Source organism: Moritella sp. PE36 (assembly GCF_000170855.1).
GTDB lineage: Bacteria > Pseudomonadota > Gammaproteobacteria > Enterobacterales > Moritellaceae > Moritella.
On record NZ_ABCQ01000005.1, the window covers coordinates 127,486 to 143,704 of the forward strand.

18 protein-coding genes are annotated in these 16,219 nt (G+C 39.9%); 12 read left to right on the forward strand and 6 right to left on the reverse strand.

The window, feature by feature from the left end; translation table 11 throughout:
* Window positions 1-99: 99 nt before the first annotated feature.
* Window positions 100-564, forward strand: coding sequence for a hypothetical protein (locus PE36_RS05440; protein WP_006030958.1), 465 nt, complete (start codon window positions 100-102; stop codon window positions 562-564).
* 85 nt (window positions 565-649) lie between these two features.
* Window positions 650-1,462, forward strand: a complete 813-nt coding sequence (mutM, locus tag PE36_RS05445; protein ID WP_006030959.1) for a bifunctional DNA-formamidopyrimidine glycosylase/DNA-(apurinic or apyrimidinic site) lyase — start codon at window positions 650-652, stop codon at window positions 1,460-1,462.
* A 12-nt stretch (window positions 1,463-1,474) separates the two neighbouring features.
* Here mutM and coaD read toward each other — a convergent pair whose 3' ends face one another.
* The 3 genes from coaD to PE36_RS05460 all read right to left on the reverse strand — a co-directional run bounded on the left by coaD (window position 1,475) and on the right by PE36_RS05460 (window position 4,105).
* Window positions 1,475-1,969, reverse strand: a complete 495-nt coding sequence (coaD, locus tag PE36_RS05450; RefSeq protein WP_006030960.1) for a pantetheine-phosphate adenylyltransferase — start codon at window positions 1,967-1,969, stop codon at window positions 1,475-1,477.
* Window positions 1,966-3,015, reverse strand: a complete 1,050-nt coding sequence (locus tag PE36_RS05455; RefSeq protein ID WP_006030961.1) for a CDP-glycerol--glycerophosphate glycerophosphotransferase — start codon at window positions 3,013-3,015, stop codon at window positions 1,966-1,968. The genes coaD and PE36_RS05455 overlap by 4 nt, the downstream gene beginning before the upstream one ends.
* 88 nt (window positions 3,016-3,103) lie before the next feature.
* The gene (locus tag PE36_RS05460; protein WP_043993991.1) at window positions 3,104-4,105 is read right to left on the reverse strand and encodes a glycosyltransferase family 9 protein; all 1,002 of its coding nucleotides are present in this window, start codon (window positions 4,103-4,105) and stop codon (window positions 3,104-3,106) included.
* A 93-nt stretch (window positions 4,106-4,198) separates the two neighbouring features.
* On the opposite strand from PE36_RS05460, the gene PE36_RS05465 reads away from it, so the two are divergent.
* Complete coding sequence (locus PE36_RS05465; protein ID WP_006030963.1) at window positions 4,199-4,906, forward strand: 3-deoxy-D-manno-octulosonic acid kinase; 708 nt, start codon at window positions 4,199-4,201, stop codon at window positions 4,904-4,906.
* Window positions 4,907-5,000: 94 nt separating this feature from the next.
* Window positions 5,001-5,666: a TetR/AcrR family transcriptional regulator gene (locus PE36_RS05470; RefSeq protein WP_006030964.1), complete on the forward strand. Its 666-nt coding sequence runs from the start codon at window positions 5,001-5,003 to the stop codon at window positions 5,664-5,666.
* 91 nt (window positions 5,667-5,757) lie between these two features.
* Here PE36_RS05470 and waaA read toward each other — a convergent pair whose 3' ends face one another.
* A complete protein-coding gene (gene waaA / locus PE36_RS05475; protein WP_006030965.1) occupies window positions 5,758-7,065 on the reverse strand; it encodes a lipid IV(A) 3-deoxy-D-manno-octulosonic acid transferase in 1,308 nt (435 codons plus the stop codon).
* 133 nt (window positions 7,066-7,198) lie between these two features.
* Between waaA and glpE the strand changes: the two genes are divergently transcribed.
* From glpE to hldE, 3 genes are read left to right on the forward strand one after another with little or no spacing between them, the layout of a single operon-like run.
* A complete protein-coding gene (gene glpE / locus PE36_RS05480; RefSeq protein WP_006030966.1) occupies window positions 7,199-7,519 on the forward strand; it encodes a thiosulfate sulfurtransferase GlpE in 321 nt (106 codons plus the stop codon).
* Between the two features lie 8 nt (window positions 7,520-7,527).
* Window positions 7,528-8,376 (forward strand): rhomboid family intramembrane serine protease GlpG, encoded by an 849-nt coding sequence (gene glpG / locus PE36_RS05485; protein WP_006030967.1) that lies wholly within the window; start codon window positions 7,528-7,530, stop codon window positions 8,374-8,376.
* Between the two features lie 17 nt (window positions 8,377-8,393).
* Window positions 8,394-9,815 carry a bifunctional D-glycero-beta-D-manno-heptose-7-phosphate kinase/D-glycero-beta-D-manno-heptose 1-phosphate adenylyltransferase HldE gene (hldE, locus tag PE36_RS05490; protein ID WP_006030968.1) on the forward strand — a complete coding sequence of 474 codons (1,422 nt, stop codon included), beginning with the start codon at window positions 8,394-8,396 and terminating at the stop codon, window positions 9,813-9,815.
* Window positions 9,816-9,902: 87 nt separating this feature from the next.
* On the opposite strand, the gene PE36_RS05495 is transcribed toward hldE, so the two are convergent.
* Complete coding sequence (locus PE36_RS05495; protein WP_006030969.1) at window positions 9,903-10,301, reverse strand: flagellar basal body-associated FliL family protein; 399 nt, start codon at window positions 10,299-10,301, stop codon at window positions 9,903-9,905.
* 173 nt (window positions 10,302-10,474) lie between these two features.
* Here PE36_RS05495 and PE36_RS05500 point away from each other — a divergent pair, with 173 nt between their 5' ends.
* Window positions 10,475-11,071 (forward strand): chorismate lyase, encoded by a 597-nt coding sequence (locus PE36_RS05500; protein WP_006030970.1) that lies wholly within the window; start codon window positions 10,475-10,477, stop codon window positions 11,069-11,071.
* Window positions 11,072-11,088: 17 nt separating this feature from the next.
* A complete protein-coding gene (gene ubiA, locus PE36_RS05505; RefSeq protein ID WP_043993993.1) occupies window positions 11,089-11,949 on the forward strand; it encodes a 4-hydroxybenzoate octaprenyltransferase in 861 nt (286 codons plus the stop codon).
* A gap of 108 nt (window positions 11,950-12,057) precedes the next feature.
* Here the strand turns inward: ubiA and plsB are convergent, their stop codons facing one another.
* Window positions 12,058-14,493, reverse strand: coding sequence for a glycerol-3-phosphate 1-O-acyltransferase PlsB (plsB, locus tag PE36_RS05510; RefSeq protein ID WP_006030972.1), 2,436 nt, complete (start codon window positions 14,491-14,493; stop codon window positions 12,058-12,060).
* Between the two features lie 197 nt (window positions 14,494-14,690).
* Here plsB and lexA point away from each other — a divergent pair, with 197 nt between their 5' ends.
* The 3 genes from lexA to PE36_RS05525 all read left to right on the forward strand — a co-directional run bounded on the left by lexA (window position 14,691) and on the right by PE36_RS05525 (window position 16,219).
* A complete protein-coding gene (gene lexA, locus PE36_RS05515; RefSeq protein WP_006030973.1) occupies window positions 14,691-15,314 on the forward strand; it encodes a transcriptional repressor LexA in 624 nt (207 codons plus the stop codon).
* A 245-nt stretch (window positions 15,315-15,559) separates the two neighbouring features.
* Window positions 15,560-15,847: a lipid asymmetry maintenance protein MlaB gene (locus PE36_RS05520; protein ID WP_006030974.1), complete on the forward strand. Its 288-nt coding sequence runs from the start codon at window positions 15,560-15,562 to the stop codon at window positions 15,845-15,847.
* Window positions 15,848-15,856: 9 nt separating this feature from the next.
* On the forward strand, window positions 15,857-16,219 hold the full coding sequence (locus tag PE36_RS05525; RefSeq protein WP_006030975.1) for a response regulator: 363 nt from the start codon (window positions 15,857-15,859) through the stop codon (window positions 16,217-16,219).

Genomic DNA, 16,219 nt, shown 5'->3' on the forward strand with positions numbered 1-16,219 from the left:
GCCTAAAATTCCTTATTCCTCGCTTGCCCAATCCGGCGTTTTCACGTAATTTGCATATACTTATTGAAAAATCCATGACTAGATGGGAAGGATTTGCGCGTGCAGTTATCACGACGAGGTTGGAATAACGTATTAATATTTGCAGTACTGACGATGATGCTGGTATTTCAATATTCAGGCAAAAAAATAGGCGGTGGTGATACTGCTAGTTATTATCAAACTGCGCTACCCCAGAATGCGATCGTATTGTCGATGCAGTTTGATAATATTCAAATTCAACGTGTTGGTAGTCAGTTGGCGACTAAACCAGAACTGGGCTTATCACAGCCGCAATTGCAGCAAATCATTAAAGCGTGGGAAACAGCAACGTTTAAACCTGTGGCTGAGGGTGTTGTCATCGCGAATCTCGCTTATGGTATTAATATTTCCTTCGAATTGGCGAACTTAGCCGAGCCTGTTACGCTGATCTTATATCAAATTAATAGCGGTTATTTGTTACAAAATTGGCAGAGTCAGTTATTGCACATCGATGAGTCTGAATTACAAGTGTTATTACCTCGTTAGTCACCTCGCTAATCGTTTTATATTGTTCTCGATTCTTTAATCGATCTCATTAGTTGATTTAGATTTTTACCTATTGGATGTCACCATGCCTGAATTACCGGAAGTGGAAGTAAGCCGTCAAGGCATTGCCCCTTATCTCGAAAACGCCCAGATCACGCAGATAATTGTGCGTAATGGGCAATTACGTTGGCCAGTGCCAATGGCGTTGCAAGATGCGGTGGGCTGTACTGTGACAAGTGTGCGTCGCCGGGCTAAATATTTATTATTAGAGACAGAAAAAGGCACAATCATCATTCACTTGGGTATGTCTGGTAGTCTAAGAGTGCTTGATTCAAGCGTAGCCGTCGAAAAACATGATCATGTAGACATAGTGTTGAATTCAGGTAAATGTCTTCGCCTGAACGATCCTAGGCGTTTTGGATCGGTGCTGTGGCAAGTCGGAGATGTACTTGAACATAAATTATTAGCCAGTTTAGGACCAGAGCCGTTAACCGATGATTTTACGGCGCAACGTTTGTTTGACCGTTCTCGTTCACGCAAGGTGCCAGTTAAGTCATTTCTGATGGATAACCATATTGTTGTGGGCGTCGGTAATATTTATGCTAATGAAGCGTTATTCTCGGCGGGGATCAATCCGAAACGGGCGGCGGGTAATGTGTCTTTACAACGTTACAAGGTACTTGTTGAAGAAGTTAAGCTGGTATTGGCCAAAGCGATTGCGCAAGGCGGCACCACGTTGAAAGATTTTACCCAGACCGATGGTAAACCCGGTTATTTTGTTCAGGAATTGCAGGTATACGGCAAAGCAGGCAAACCGTGTCCCAAGTGTGGTGAGGAATTAAAAGCGATGAAGATCGGTCAGCGCAACACGATTTATTGTAATCAATGCCAGCGCTAACCTAAGCTTTATTTAACGGGCTATATTTTCTGCAATTTTATCTAAAATGGCCTGGCACACAATGGGATCGACAAACTGAGCCACATCACCGTTGTGAATAGCAACTTCTTTCACCAGTGTTGAAGAGATAAAGGAATTCTCTTCCGATGGTGTTAGGAACACGCTTTCTAAATCAGGACTTAAGCGACGATTCATATTCGCCAGTTGGAATTCGTACTCAAAATCAGATACTGCTCGTAATCCTCGGATCAGTACTGATGCGTTATATTCTTTTGCAAAATCAACTAACAAACCGCTAAATCCGACCACTTCCACATTGTCTAAATGGGCCGTTACGTCTTTGGCTAATTGCACGCGTTCCTTAAGGTCAAAGAAGGGTTTTTTGGTTGCGTTAAAGGCGACCCCAACAATCACGTGGTCAAATAATTTTGCTGCGCGCTCGATTAAATCGGTATGACCATTGGTGACTGGATCAAATGTACCTGGGTAAATTACTTTTACTGTCATGATAGTTTCCAGTATCCTAATTTTTTTCTTAATTTCAGTTGGCGTAATAAATTTAATGGCTTGGTTTTTAATGAGTCAAAAGTGAAATTATCAACTGCATCTAATACTCTGGCACTTGAATTACCATCTGTATACGCATGAATATATTTTATGTAATCATCAATGTGTTGCATGAGCTCATCCGGCTGTTTCAGCGCGTCGATTAACGCCGATTCAATCTGTTCTGGCGAACTTACATTGATGAGGTGCTCTCCTTGCTGGTTACCTTTAAAGGTGACTACTGGTTTTCTCTGTAACAAAAACATTAATAATACCGAGGATGTATCACAAAGCATCACATCGGCACTTTTTAATAATGGGATGACATTATCAGTTTCAATGAAAGTTAAATTTTCACTTTCTAACTGTTTATATTTATTAACAATATCGGCACCCATTTTAGGATGGAATTGCACTAACCAGCGCCATTTTCCTGATTCTGATAATTTTTTTATAGCATCAAAAATATGTGGTGCACAAGAAAATCGAGGGGAAAAGGTTGAACAAAATAATACTGTTGGTCTGTTGTCCTTGTTGCTAATGTAAGGGTTCAATGCTGTATCTGTAGTGAATAATGGGTCTAAAGCAGGCCATCCTGTATCCACTACTTTAAATGTTTTGTATGTTTCTGCCAGTGCATCAAATTGTTTGGTCATGTCTTTGCCATATGAACAATGCAGATCAAAACAACCCCTGACTCGGAAGTGGGTATTTTTTCCTTTCCAATCAAGTTTACCTGCATCAAAACCATGAAATACAGTTACTTTAATACCAGGAATAAAACTAGGAACTACATTACCTGGGACAAATACAGCAAAAGGATTAAAGACTTGTACTGCTTCCACTGTGGTTAACTGTTCTTCATCTGTTGCTAAGTAACTCGCGTTCACATTGGGTTCTAGATACCACTTTACATCACCGCCTCGACGTTGAATTTCGGCTTGTAAAGGTCTTAATATTGCGAAGCTGTAATTTTGGCTAATGTAAAAAAGATATTTTTTTGGCATGATCACATAACTCGTATTCTGATTATTATTTGTGAGTAATCTATAAGGTACAGCTGAATTCTATATTATTCTAATATAAATTTGCTATTTAAAGCCATGTTTGTAAACGAGACTTTACTTGAGCAACCGAAATGTCATCCATTAAATTAGGACCTTTCGCTCGTTGTCCCCATTCACTGTTGGGTAAATGTTGGTGATAGACTTCTGCGACATCGTTAAGGTTATTGTAAGGGCCTGTGCGACCTGGATTGCTGTGCGCATATAATCCAATCACAGGTGTACCAACTGTGGTACTCATGTGTGCAGGGCCGGTATCCGGTGCTAATACCAAGTCGGCATGTTTTAAAATAGCGAGTAATTGTTTTAACGATGTGTCACCAACAAGGTTGTTAATCGGGGCCGTCGCAATCTGAATGATATCTTTAGCAAGTTGTTTTTCGCTGTCTGTTGGGCCGCCACAGATAGATACTTGATAATTATTTTCATGCATATAATTGGCTATTTCAGCATAACCTTTGGTCGACCAATTACGTTCTGCTTTACTTGCTGATGGGCAAATAATAAAATTTTTCTTTTCGTGGCTTAACTGCGAATGCGCCCATAAATTATCTTGGGTTGAAAGCGGGATGTTCCATTGTGGTGGCGCGACTGGGACACCGATTGCTTCGGCAAATGCCATAAATCCATCGAGTACATGCGGTTGTGATTGGGATTTTATTTTATGGTTGGTAAATAACCACTGGCCTTCTTTGGCTCTGGCTTTATCAAAACCCCAGCGCTGTTTGGCTTTAATGCATAAACTCGCTATGCTGGCTCTGAGTGCGACTTGCATATGCAGTAGTATATCAAATTGACGGTTATTTAATTTTTTACGCAGATCTGAATAACCTTTTAAACCCGTTTTTTTATCAAAAATAATGAATTCTACATTGTCGATGTCCCCAACTAACATGGCTTCAATTTTTCCGATAACCCAAGTGATCTTTGCGTTAGGGTATTGTCGCTGAATTGCTTGTACAACAGAAACAGCATGGCAAACATCACCAATTGCGGAAAAACGTAAAATACAGATACTCTGTGGAGGGGTCATATTCATCATTTCTAGTAGTTGAATGTAAAAGGCTATTATGCAAATCGTTTGAGGTAATGTAAAATTTATCGGTGAATTATTTTTGGAGAGCATATGTTAATAAAGACACAAGGCGATCGAGTCTTATTTTTTCAGGATGAATTAAAAGATGAGATCACCCCAGAATATTTTGACGGGGCACATTGGCAACATAACAATGCGATAATTGGATCCGCGTTTGGTCGCGGTATTACCTGGTTTTTTAAAATAAACAATGATGAGTTTGTACTACGCCATTATCACCGTGGTGGCCTTATTGCCAAGTTGATTAAAGATGCCTATGTTTATACTGGACTCAAAAATACCCGTGCATACCAAGAGTTTGTTGTTACGCAGCAACTGGTAGATAAAAATTTACCAGCGCCAAAGCCCGTTGCCGGTCAGGTCATTAAACAAGGGCTGTTTTATCAAGCTGATTTGATTACCGAGATGATCACTGGTGCTAAAGATTTAGTCGCTGTGTTAAAAGAGCGTGCGTTGAGTGATGTTGATTATCAGCAGATTGGTATTATGATCAAACGCTTTCATGATGTTAATTTATGGCACGCTGATTTAAATACCCATAATATTATTCTCGATGGGCAAGGTAAGTGGTGGCTGATCGATTTTGATCGCTGCAAGTTTAAACCTGCTGCAGATACCTGGAAACAAGCCAATCTAGCTCGGCTTAAACGTTCTTTTGTGAAAGAACAAACTAAAGACACTGCGTTCAAATGGCAGTTGTCTGACTGGGATTTGTTAATCGCAGGTTATCAAAGTTGAGCGAATGTTCTAACAATGAGATATTACACTGTGTCATTTCGCACTAAATGTGCGAGTATTAAGAAATCTATTATAAATCAAAGCGGTCATTTCCATGAAAACCAGAGATAAGATCATTCATGCGGCACTTGAGTTGTTTAATGAATGTGGAGAGCGTAATGTCACTACCAATCATATTGCCGCGCATTTAGGCATTAGCCCTGGCAATCTTTATTATCACTTTCGTAATAAAGAAGACATTATTGACTCAATTTTTGATCAGTATGTGAATTATTTAGCTGACCATTTTCAACCTCACAGTGAAGGTGAAGTGACATTGGAAGTGATGATGAGCTATTTAGATTCAATGTTTGAAACGATGTGGCGTTTTCGATTCTTGTATTACAGTTTACCGAGCTTGTTATCTCGAGACCCGAACTTACATAAGAAGTATTTAAAATTTCAAGAAATTTCTGCGCAGCGTGAAGTTGATCTGCTATTTTCTTTACAGAAAAATAATGTGGTCAATATCCAGATGGAAGATCTGGACGAGTTGGCCAATTCAATTAAGGTTGTACTGGTTTCGTGGGTAAGTTATCGCACCACAATCAGTAAAGATGCAAAAGTATATAAGACTGATATTTATCGCGGAATTCTGAAGTCACTCTTTATGATGAAACCCTATTTCACTGAGCAAGCCCTTGTTGATTATAAGCATATGCGTGAATATTATTTACGCTTAGCCACGGCTGAAACAGTTGTCCCTGATATTAATGGTTAATTGTTTTAACGCTAGTAGATAGATGTACAATATGGTTTTTCTTATCGCTAATAATGTTGTCGATTAAGATAAACCATATTGATGATAGCCACTATTTGGTATTGGCTTGATTGATCGTTTGGTTGATGTAATAGGTTAGTGTTTTCATGATCTTGCTTAGTGCGCCTTTGTTCTTCTCCACGACATTATTTGCTTGTTGACCCATCGTTACTGCAATCTCTGGTTGTGACATCAATTCATTTATCTTATTGGCCAATTCAAGCTCATCATCGACGACCGCAACGCCATTACAATCGAGTAATTGCGCCGTTACATCAGCAAAGTTAAAATAACTTGGACCGGTAATACAGGCTTTTGATAGTGCAGCTGGTTCTAATAAGTTATGTCCACCGACTTTATCACCAATTAAACTGCCGCCCATAAAGCAGATATCACTAGCAGCGAGTAGGATCGGCATTTCACCCATACTATCCCCTAAATAAACATCGGTATTGCTTAGGTCATCAGTGGCCTGACTTTGGCTTCGTCGCTGAGTTTTCGGGAACTTACTTAAGCACAGGGTCGCAACATCATCAAAGCGTTCTGGATGGCGAGGCACTAATATTAAAACAGCATTAGTATGTTGCTGTTTTACTTTTTCAAATGCCGCCAGGACTATCTCATCTTCACCTTTATGTGTACTTGAGGCGATGACGACTGGACGTTGTTTGCCAAGTTGTTGGCGCAGTGATAAGCCGTTATTGATGATGCTCTCTGAGAATTGAATATCAAATTTAACGGTACCTGTGACAGAAAGTTGGGATTGGCTTAAGCCTAACGTTTTAAAGCGACGCTGATCATTTTCATCCTGACATAATATATGGGTTAACTTTTGTAATGGTGCTGAAAACAATGACTGAAAACGCTGGTATTTTTGTTGCGATTTTTCAGACAAGCGCGCATTAACCACTATGGTCGGAATACCTTGGTCTTTACAAATAGTCAGCATATTAGGCCATAACTCGGTTTCCATGATTAAACACAGTGCTGGTTTCATACGGCTAATAAACTGCTTTACCGCACAAGGATAATCAGCAGGGAAGTATCTGTGTTCAATATTGCCTGTTAAAGCTGCTACACGCTCTGCACCAGTACTTGTGGTCGTGGTGATAAGCAATGGTAGCGCTGGATACTGCTGTTGCAAGGCGTTGATAATGGGCGTTGCTGCAATCACTTCCCCAACTGACACCGCGTGGATCCAGATTGGTTGCTGTGATTGGGCTAATTCAGGCGCGATACCGACAAACTCTTTCCAACGATCACCAATGGGCGGTTTACCTTTCTTAGTTTTTAACAATAAAGAAAATATCAACGGTGAAGTTGCATAAAGTAGCGTGGTGTAAAGTGAGCGGCTAAGCATCTGGTATTCCCTTCTGTATCAATATGAGCAATGTGATAATATCATCATAAACTAATAGTTCGTTCTTGAATCATTAAATTCAATGTTTAGTGTGGACCTCATCGAACGAAAAAAATTATATTTAAGGTGTAGCATGGATAGTTTTAAGCATATTTCAATTAATGAAGTTCAACAATTAGTCAGCAATAGTACAGGGGTTAAAATTGTCGATATTCGCGACCCTCAATCATTTACAGATGCACATATTGAAGATTCATTACATCTCACTGACTCAGCGTTAGGTAACTTCATGCAGCAAACTGACTTTGATGTGCCTGTTGTGGTGGTTTGTTACCATGGCCGTAGTAGCCAAGGCGCTGCGCAATATTTAGTGGAACAAGGTTTTGAAGACGTGTACAGCATGGACGGCGGGTTTGAAGCTTGGCGTCGAGAATGTGCGTTTGTGACAAAATAGGTAATAGCATGATTGAGATTGGCGTAATTAATAATCCGCGTATGGCGCAGGCTTTTGTGGATTATTTAGCAGTGCAAAAAATTGATGCGAAAGTCGCACAGACAGACGATGGTTTTGCGATTTGTTTACCTGCGATGACCCATGTTGAAGTTGCATCGCAAGAACTTGATTTGTTTTTGGCTGATCCTTACCAAGATAAATACCAAGCGGCCTCTTGGGATGTTGCTGATACGCGTACCGCGAACTTCAGTTATGGCTCGGGTAATATGTTGTCCAACTTTTTGATGCATGCAGGTAAAGTGACCCTCACTATTTTTGCCTTAAGTGTGACTGTTTTTGTGGCGATGTATTTTAGTATGTTGACGCAAAATGAATTTATCTATGCTGCACTGCATTTTCCTTTTGAGTTAAGTGCCAGCTCACTGAGTGAAGTTTGGCGTTTATTTACGCCTGCGATCATGCATTTTTCAGTCTTACACCTGGTATTTAATTTATTATGGTGGTGGTATCTTGGTGGCCAGATTGAAAACAAGCTAGGCAGTAAAAAGTTGTTACTGTTGTTTTTAGTTGCCGCGTTAATACCCAATATCGGTCAGTTTTTATTATCCGGTCCTAATTTTGGTGGTTTATCGGGTGTGGTTTATGCGCTGGTCGGTTATATTTGGTGGACTGGTTGGTTAGCGCCCGCACAAGGTATTCATTTACCTAAACCTTATGTTGGTTTTATGCTGGTTTGGCTGGTATTGGGTTTTTTCCCTATCTTTGGCCTTAATGTTGCGAATGCCGCACATGTACTTGGTTTAATGGTTGGTTGTGGCCAAGCATTTTTAGACCATAAATTTAAATCTTCTAATTAGAAATTATCGAGAGAATAATGGAAATCATTTTACCTGACTTTAACAATGCAAAAATATTAGTCGTTGGCGATGTAATGTTAGATCGTTATTGGACGGGCGATTCGAGTCGTATTTCTCCAGAGGCACCAGTGCCTATTGTTAAAGTGAATAATGTTGAAGATCGTCCTGGTGGAGCCGCTAACGTGGCGCTTAACCTGGCGGCTTTAGGCGCGAGTGCAAAACTTTTAGGCTTGACTGGTAATGATGAAGCTGCACAAGCGCTATGCGGTAAAATGAATGCTGTCGATGTTATTTGTGATTTTTTGCAATTAGATGATTACCCAACGATCACTAAATTACGGGTATTAAGCCGTGGCCAGCAAGTGATTAGATTAGATTTTGAAGAATCTGTTGCGGCGGTGGATACACAACCGCTTGTTGCTAAAACCATCGCTAACTTAGTCGAATATTCTGTGATGATTGTGTCGGACTATAACAAAGGCGCGTTGGTTGAAGTGCAACAAATGATCCAGGCAGCAAAGCAACAAGGCGTTAAAGTTTTTGTTGATCCAAAAGGCTGTGATTTTGAAAAATACCGTGGTGCGACTTTGCTAACGCCAAATTTATCGGAGTTTGAAGCGGTTGTTGGGCATTGTAAGAGTGAACAAGAACTGGTTGAAAAGGGCCGTCAGTTAATTGCGCAACATGATTTTGAAGCATTACTGGTTACGCGTAGTGAAAAGGGCATGACGTTAATTCGTGCAGAGCAAGATGAGTTTCATTTACCTGCATTAGCACAAGAGGTGTATGACGTGACGGGTGCGGGTGATACGGTTATTTCAGTATTAGCTGCGGCGGTATCAGCCGGGTCATCACTCGAAGAAGCTTGCGCATTAGCAAACGCGGGGGCTAGTGTTGTGGTTGCTAAAATTGGTACGTCGACGGTAAGCCCGATTGAATTAGCTAACTCTGTTTACGGTTCTCATGAAAGTGGCTTTGGTGTATTAAGCGAAGAACAGCTAAAGATTGCGGTTAAATCGGCTAAGTTACGTGGCGAAAATATTGTCATGACCAATGGGTGTTTTGATATTCTGCATGCGGGTCACGTGTCTTATTTAAATTCGGCGCGTAAATTAGGCCAACGTTTAATTCTGGCGGTTAATTCCGATGCTTCTGTGCGAGGGTTGAAAGGCTCTGGTCGTCCGATCAATACTTGTGACCGTCGTATGACGGTACTTGCTGCTTTAGGTGCTGTGGATTGGGTTGTTGAATTTACAGAAGAAACACCTGAGCGCTTAATCTCTGAATTACTACCTGATGTATTAGTTAAAGGTGGCGATTACAAAGTGGAAGAGATCGCTGGACATAAACAAGTATTAGCGAATGGTGGCAAGGTTAACATCTTACAATTCGAAGATGGTTGCTCTACGACTGCGATCATTAATGCGATTAAAGGTTAATACGATTAAAGACAATGAGTGACTAGCTGATTGTTGTGACGACGTAAATGGATAAAGGAGTAGGCTACGCGGCGTACTCCTTTTTTATTACATTAATAAATATTTGGTAAATAATAGATTTTCAATAACGGCTTTACCGGTCTCTTGTTTCAGTAAGCTGTTCACTTCATTTTGGATCTCTTTTCTGATCTCTTCTCGACCAGTCAGTGAACGTAAATGCTGAGGTGATTGTTGACCCAATAGTGAAATTATTTTATCTCTGATCAAGGGTTCATGCATTTCAATAATATCCAAACCGTCATTGTCAGCCAGCATAAATTCTACAGAAACACTGATAAAACCAATCTTGTTAGTTTCACTGGTATAGTTAGTAATAATATCGGGTTCTAAACCGAAATAAATATACACAGGTTGGTGATCGTTAGCTGATACGGCGGTGGAGAGTGAAGCTGTGACCATACTTAATAGCCAGAATAATTTATTCATTTACCGTATCCTTAGTAAAATGAGAGATGAAAAAACAAGGTTGTGACTCAGTATACTCATTTTCAATTGATTAATTAAATAAATCAGCCAACAAGTTGCGTCCTTGCTTACAATCTTGAGCTGAATAGCAGATAATTACGCCAGATCTTGTTGTTAAAAAAGTAATTTATACTATGCCTGAAAATATAAATAATAAGCGAATAAGTTCGTTGTCGTTACCAAACTATCCGATTGGCTGTGAGTCTAAATGGCTATGGCCTACCATATTAGAAGATAGACTATCTGCGCGCCTTTATGATTGGTTAGTTGATACTGGTTCACTAACAGCAAGACTGAAACAATATTGTCAGGAATTTACTGTTGAAATATTAACGGAAGGCAATTATCCATTATCTGATGATGAAAAGATAAAATTAAATTTAGTTGAAAATGTCGGCTTTGTGCGTGAAGTATTGTTAAAACTGGACGGTACCCCTTGGGTTTTTGCGCGTAGTGTGATGCCGATTAATATGTTGACCGCGCCTGGTGGTGAATTAGAGAAATTAGGCAACCGTTCATTGGGTAGTGTGTTATTTAGTGCGCCAGATATGCAGCGCAGTGAAATTGAGATTGCTGAGTTTGATGCTCAGAGTAACGTATATGGCTTATCTTGCCAGCTAACGTCAAGCCTGAAAACATCATTATTTGGTCGGCGTTCATGTTTCCTGCTCGGTGGGAAGTCATTACTGGTATCCGAAGTGTTTTTACCTGATGCACTGGCATATAAATAAAAAAGGACGTTAAGTATATGTCGTTCATGACTGTAAAAATGAAAGATTACATCCAGCTTACTCGTGTGGATAAACCAATTGGTACCTTGCTGTTATTGTGGCCTACGTTGTGGGCGCTGTGGATAGCGGCTGAAGGATTACCAAAATTAGATGTATTGCTGGTATTTACCTTGGGTGTGATCTTAATGCGCTCGGCAGGTTGTGTTATCAATGATTTTGCCGATCGACGTGTTGATGCTCATGTAAAACGTACTGAGAATAGACCGATTGCCGCTGGACGTATATCGAGTCGTGCGGCGTTGATATTTTTCTTTGTCTTGACCTTATTGGCATTTTTACTCGTACTCACCATGAATAAATTGACGATAATATTATCGTTTGTGGCAGTGGGTCTTGCCGCGTGTTATCCGTTTATGAAGCGCTATACGCACTTGCCACAAGTGGTATTAGGTATGGCTTTTGGTTGGGCTATTCCGATGGGGTTTGCGGCGCAATTAGATACAGTGCCTAACTATGCATGGTTATTATTTGTCGCTAATATTTTATGGACCGTGGCGTATGACACCTTATATGCCATGGTTGATCGTGATGATGATTTAAAAATTGGTATTAAGTCTACGGCGATATTATTTGCCGAAAATGACAAATTGATTGTCGGTTTATTACAGCTATCAGCATTATTATGCCTTGGTATGCTTGGCTGGATATTAGTATTACCTAGCGTGTATTTTATGGGGTTAACGATAGTCGCTGGCTTGTTTGTTTATCAGCAGAAATTGATTGTTGATCGTGACAGAGAATCTTGTTTTAAGGCGTTTTTACATAATAATTATGTTGGTATGGTTATGTTTGTGAGTCTGTTTTTAAGCTACTTGTAAGCGTTTAATGCATATCATACACAATAACAAAAAAGGAGCTGCAGCTCCTTTTTTGTTATTGGCAATAAGCAATCAAAGATCGCGTTATATCAACGAAATTCCCATCGCTTAGACTTCGCTAGATTGCTGACTCAGCATCACATCCGATATTGTTTGTTTTACTTCGAGGGTTGTTAAACCTCGCACAACATTCGCTAACGAACTGATCTTATCTGCTTTTACTGTACCAGTATCAGACAAGTAATGTAATTCTTGCAGTTTATTGATAAAGATAGCGAATACTTTTTTATCAAAGAACTCTGGCGCACTGACGCCATTAAGCGAGGATAAACGTTCTGCAATCAGCTGGCTGCGATCTTCAAGTTTTGTTCTTTCAATCACTTGGTCATGCTCTAACACGGTCAGTACAATGGCATAACGTTGTAATGTTTCTTGAATACTTGCTGCAAGTAATTTTATCGACATCAGGCGTTCAGTTACAGGTGTGATCACCCCTTCTTGATTACGGATTAAACCTTGTTGTTGCATTTCAGCTAATGTGTCAGAGATACACGTACTCAATTCATCTGCTGCATATTTCAAGAATAGCTCAGCTTGAATTAAGGGGTACAGTTGGCAAACCTTGGCATTAATTTCTTCTATACTAGTTTGCGCTTTCTCTGTCACTATCGCGGCGATTAATGACGGGAGTGCAAACAGGTGTAAAATATTGTTACGGTAGAAAGTTAATAGCACCGCTTGTTCATATGACATAGAGAGCATTTGTCCTAAGCTATCTTCACGTACGGTGAATTTTTTCAGTGCGATCGCTTGATCAAGAATTTCTTCGGCACTGTTTTCCGGCAAGGTACTGAATTCGCTATACGGATTATTACGCAGTAGTTTTAAATAACTATCAATTTGTTTAACTAAAATTTCTCGGCTCAATGCCTTGTGTGGCGCGGCATGTAAAATTAATGCGCAAATAGTTAAGGCGTTTACTGCTGCGGCACTGTTGATATTCACCATTACTTGATTGGCGAGTTCACGGGTTGTTTGGTTTAACCAAGCTGGTTGTTCTTCAACGGGCATATTTATGTCATCACGCCAGTTTTCCACGTGTTTGTTTAAATATTGGTTAAGGTTGATCGGCTCACCAAAGTTAACAAATGCTTGGCCGTAATTTTTAAGTTTTTTGGCGATCCCAAATATTTGGAATACACTTTCTTTTTTCTTATTGGCACCGGATAATTCTTTTACGTAAGTACTAACTTCCATCACGTGATCGTAACCAAGGTATACAGGGACTAACGTAATCGGTCGGCTTTGCTCTTTTAACATCGCTTGTAATGTCATGTTAAGCATACCGGTTTTTGGCGGTAATAAACGTCCGGTACGGCTGCGACCACCCTCAGTAAAGAACTCAACAGAATAACCTTTTGAGAATAATAAGCTGAGGTACTCTCTAAAAATGGTCGCATACAGTTTGTTCCCCTTAAATGTGCGGCGTAAAAAGAATGCACCACCACGACGGAACATTGGCCCCGCAGGGAAGAAGTTAAGGTTAATACCGGCGGCAATATGTGGGGGGATCAAACCTTCATTGTAAATAACGTAAGAAATAAGCAAATAATCCATGTGACTGCGATGACAAGGCATAAAGACAATTTCATGGCCATCGGCGGCCAGTTTACGCACTTGTTCGGCGTTGTTAACCTTGATTCCACTGTAGATCTTATTCCATATCCAGCCTAGAAAATTACTGGTGTTTTTTACAAATTTATAAGAAAAATCACTGACGATTTCATCGATATAATCATTCGCCCGTTTTTCCGCTTTTTGCGCTGAAATATTTTGTTCTTCGATTTCAACTTGGATGGCTTTTTTAACTTCTGGATTACGCAGCAGTTGCTCAAATAGTTGATAACGATTCGGCAGTTTCGGTCCCGATGCGGCTAGTTTTTGACGACTGAAGTGGATCTTGGCGACTCGAATTAATTTTTGCGCAAGTTTTTCATCACTACCATGCTGATCGGCCATGAAACGTAGTGATACGGGTTTATTAAAACGGACTAAGTTGTCTTTGCGGTTAAGGCCAACAATGAGGGTTTTCCGTAAATGACTTGGAGAAATACTGTTCGCTAATGACAGTAGCGGTACTTGACCTTCTTTACCCGGTGCGCGTCCCCAAAATAATGAGACGGGCATTAACTGAATATCAAGGACTTTATCATCTTTGTGTAAGCGTAATAGCTGTTGAAATTCGTTAAAAAATACGTTTTTATCTTTTACTTTGCCAAACAGTGGCGCTGGGTTATCTAAGCAAACATAACTGGGAATGATGACTCCATTCACTTTAATTGGCGTAAGTGGGTCTGGTAAGCCTCGTTCTTTACAGGCACGTTGTAATGCGACCAGATCTGTCATCGATTTAGTTTTCAAAACATAAACAATAGGACGCATTAAATCTAACTTTAGAGCATCAACTGGGTTGTCTGGTACGTATTGAGATTTAACTAAGCCGTTAACGAAACTTCGACTTAACATTGACGGTGTTTGTTGCATAAGTGTTATCATTCTGTTGATTAAAGTGCGAGAGTGCTTACTCCAATAATATCAGATGTGTAGTCATAAATCTGTGTTTAAGCGTCGGCAAGCGATTAATTCATTATTATCCAGATATCCCCACTGCTAATATTGCAAACTTGATATTACTGTATATAATTACAAGAAACTGTATATAAAACCAGTTAGGGTTCATGATGAAAGCATTGACACAAAGACAAGCAGAAGTACTTGAATTAGTTAAACAACATATTAAAAATACCGGTATGCCACCGACCCGAGCTGAAATTGCGAAGGAACTTGGTTTTCGTTCACCTAATGCGGCTGAAGAACATTTAAAAGCATTAGCACGAAAAGGTCATATTGAAATTCTAGCGGGCACCTCACGTGGTCTTCGCTTGTTGGTTAATGCTGAAGACGCCAGCAATGATAAGGGTTTACCTTTAATCGGACAGGTTGCTGCCGGCGAACCAATTTTAGCGCAAGAGCATATTGAAGCGCACTACAATGTCGATCCATCGATGTTCACGCCAAATGCAGATTTTTTATTGCGGGTACGCGGTGAGAGCATGCGTAACATTGGTATTATGGATGGTGATTTATTAGCGGTACATAAAACCAAAAATGTCAGTAAAGGCCAAGTTGTTGTTGCACGTGTTGATGATGAAGTCACCGTGAAACGTTTTGAGCAACAAGGCAATGAAATCTTATTACATCCTGAAAATGATGAAATGAGCACAATACGTGTCGATTTAAATTTCCAAAGCTTTGATATTGAGGGGGTTGCTGTCGGTATTATTCGTAATACAGACTGGATGTAATCACACTTATCTCCGCTACTCTGAGGGTAGATAGTTAATGTTCTCACGACTATCTATCTCTATCTATCTTTTGTCCTCCTGATTATGCTGTAATTTATAGAAAACCATTTCCAATTATGCTCTCAGATCACAGTTCTCTGCATTGCCTGCTTATTTATAAAATCTTTTCCTATACTCAACACGAGTTATAAAATACTTAATGAATTTATTTTCTGCTACGCTAGCGTAAATACAGGATTAGTTTTATGGAACAAAGCCCTATCACCATGGAATTAGGTGAGAAGATCGATATCACCGCGATTGCTACACTTAAGACGACACTTGCTCAGTTACCGATCAATGCGGAACCTCAACTTCTCGATGCCAGTCATGTTACTCATATTGACAGTGCTTCTTGCCAACTTTTTTATGCTTACGCTCAACATCTTGCGATACATAACACAACACTGGTGTTTCTATCGCCATCGGATAAATTTATGGCGGTGGTGAAAGCGTTAGGATTTGACACCGACTTTAATTATGCATCAATGTAAGGATCTGTAATGAAACGAATATTAGCGGTAGATGATTCGGTATCCATTCGTGAAATGGTGCAGTTTACTTTAAAGCAGGCGGGTTACCAGGTTGACTCTGCCGTCGATGGTGTTGATGGGTTAGCAAAAGCTAAAACCGGAAACTTTGATCTTATTATTTCAGATATTAATATGCCACGGATGGACGGCATTAGCTTAATTCGTAAATTACGTAGTGAAAGTGCGTATAAATTTACGCCAATTCTAATGTTAACGACTGAATCGGGTACAGATAAAAAAATGGCAGGAAAATCTGCAGGTGCAACAGGCTGGATAGTGAAACCATTTAATCCAGAAAAACTCATTGCTACTGTCAAAAAAGTATTGAGGTAA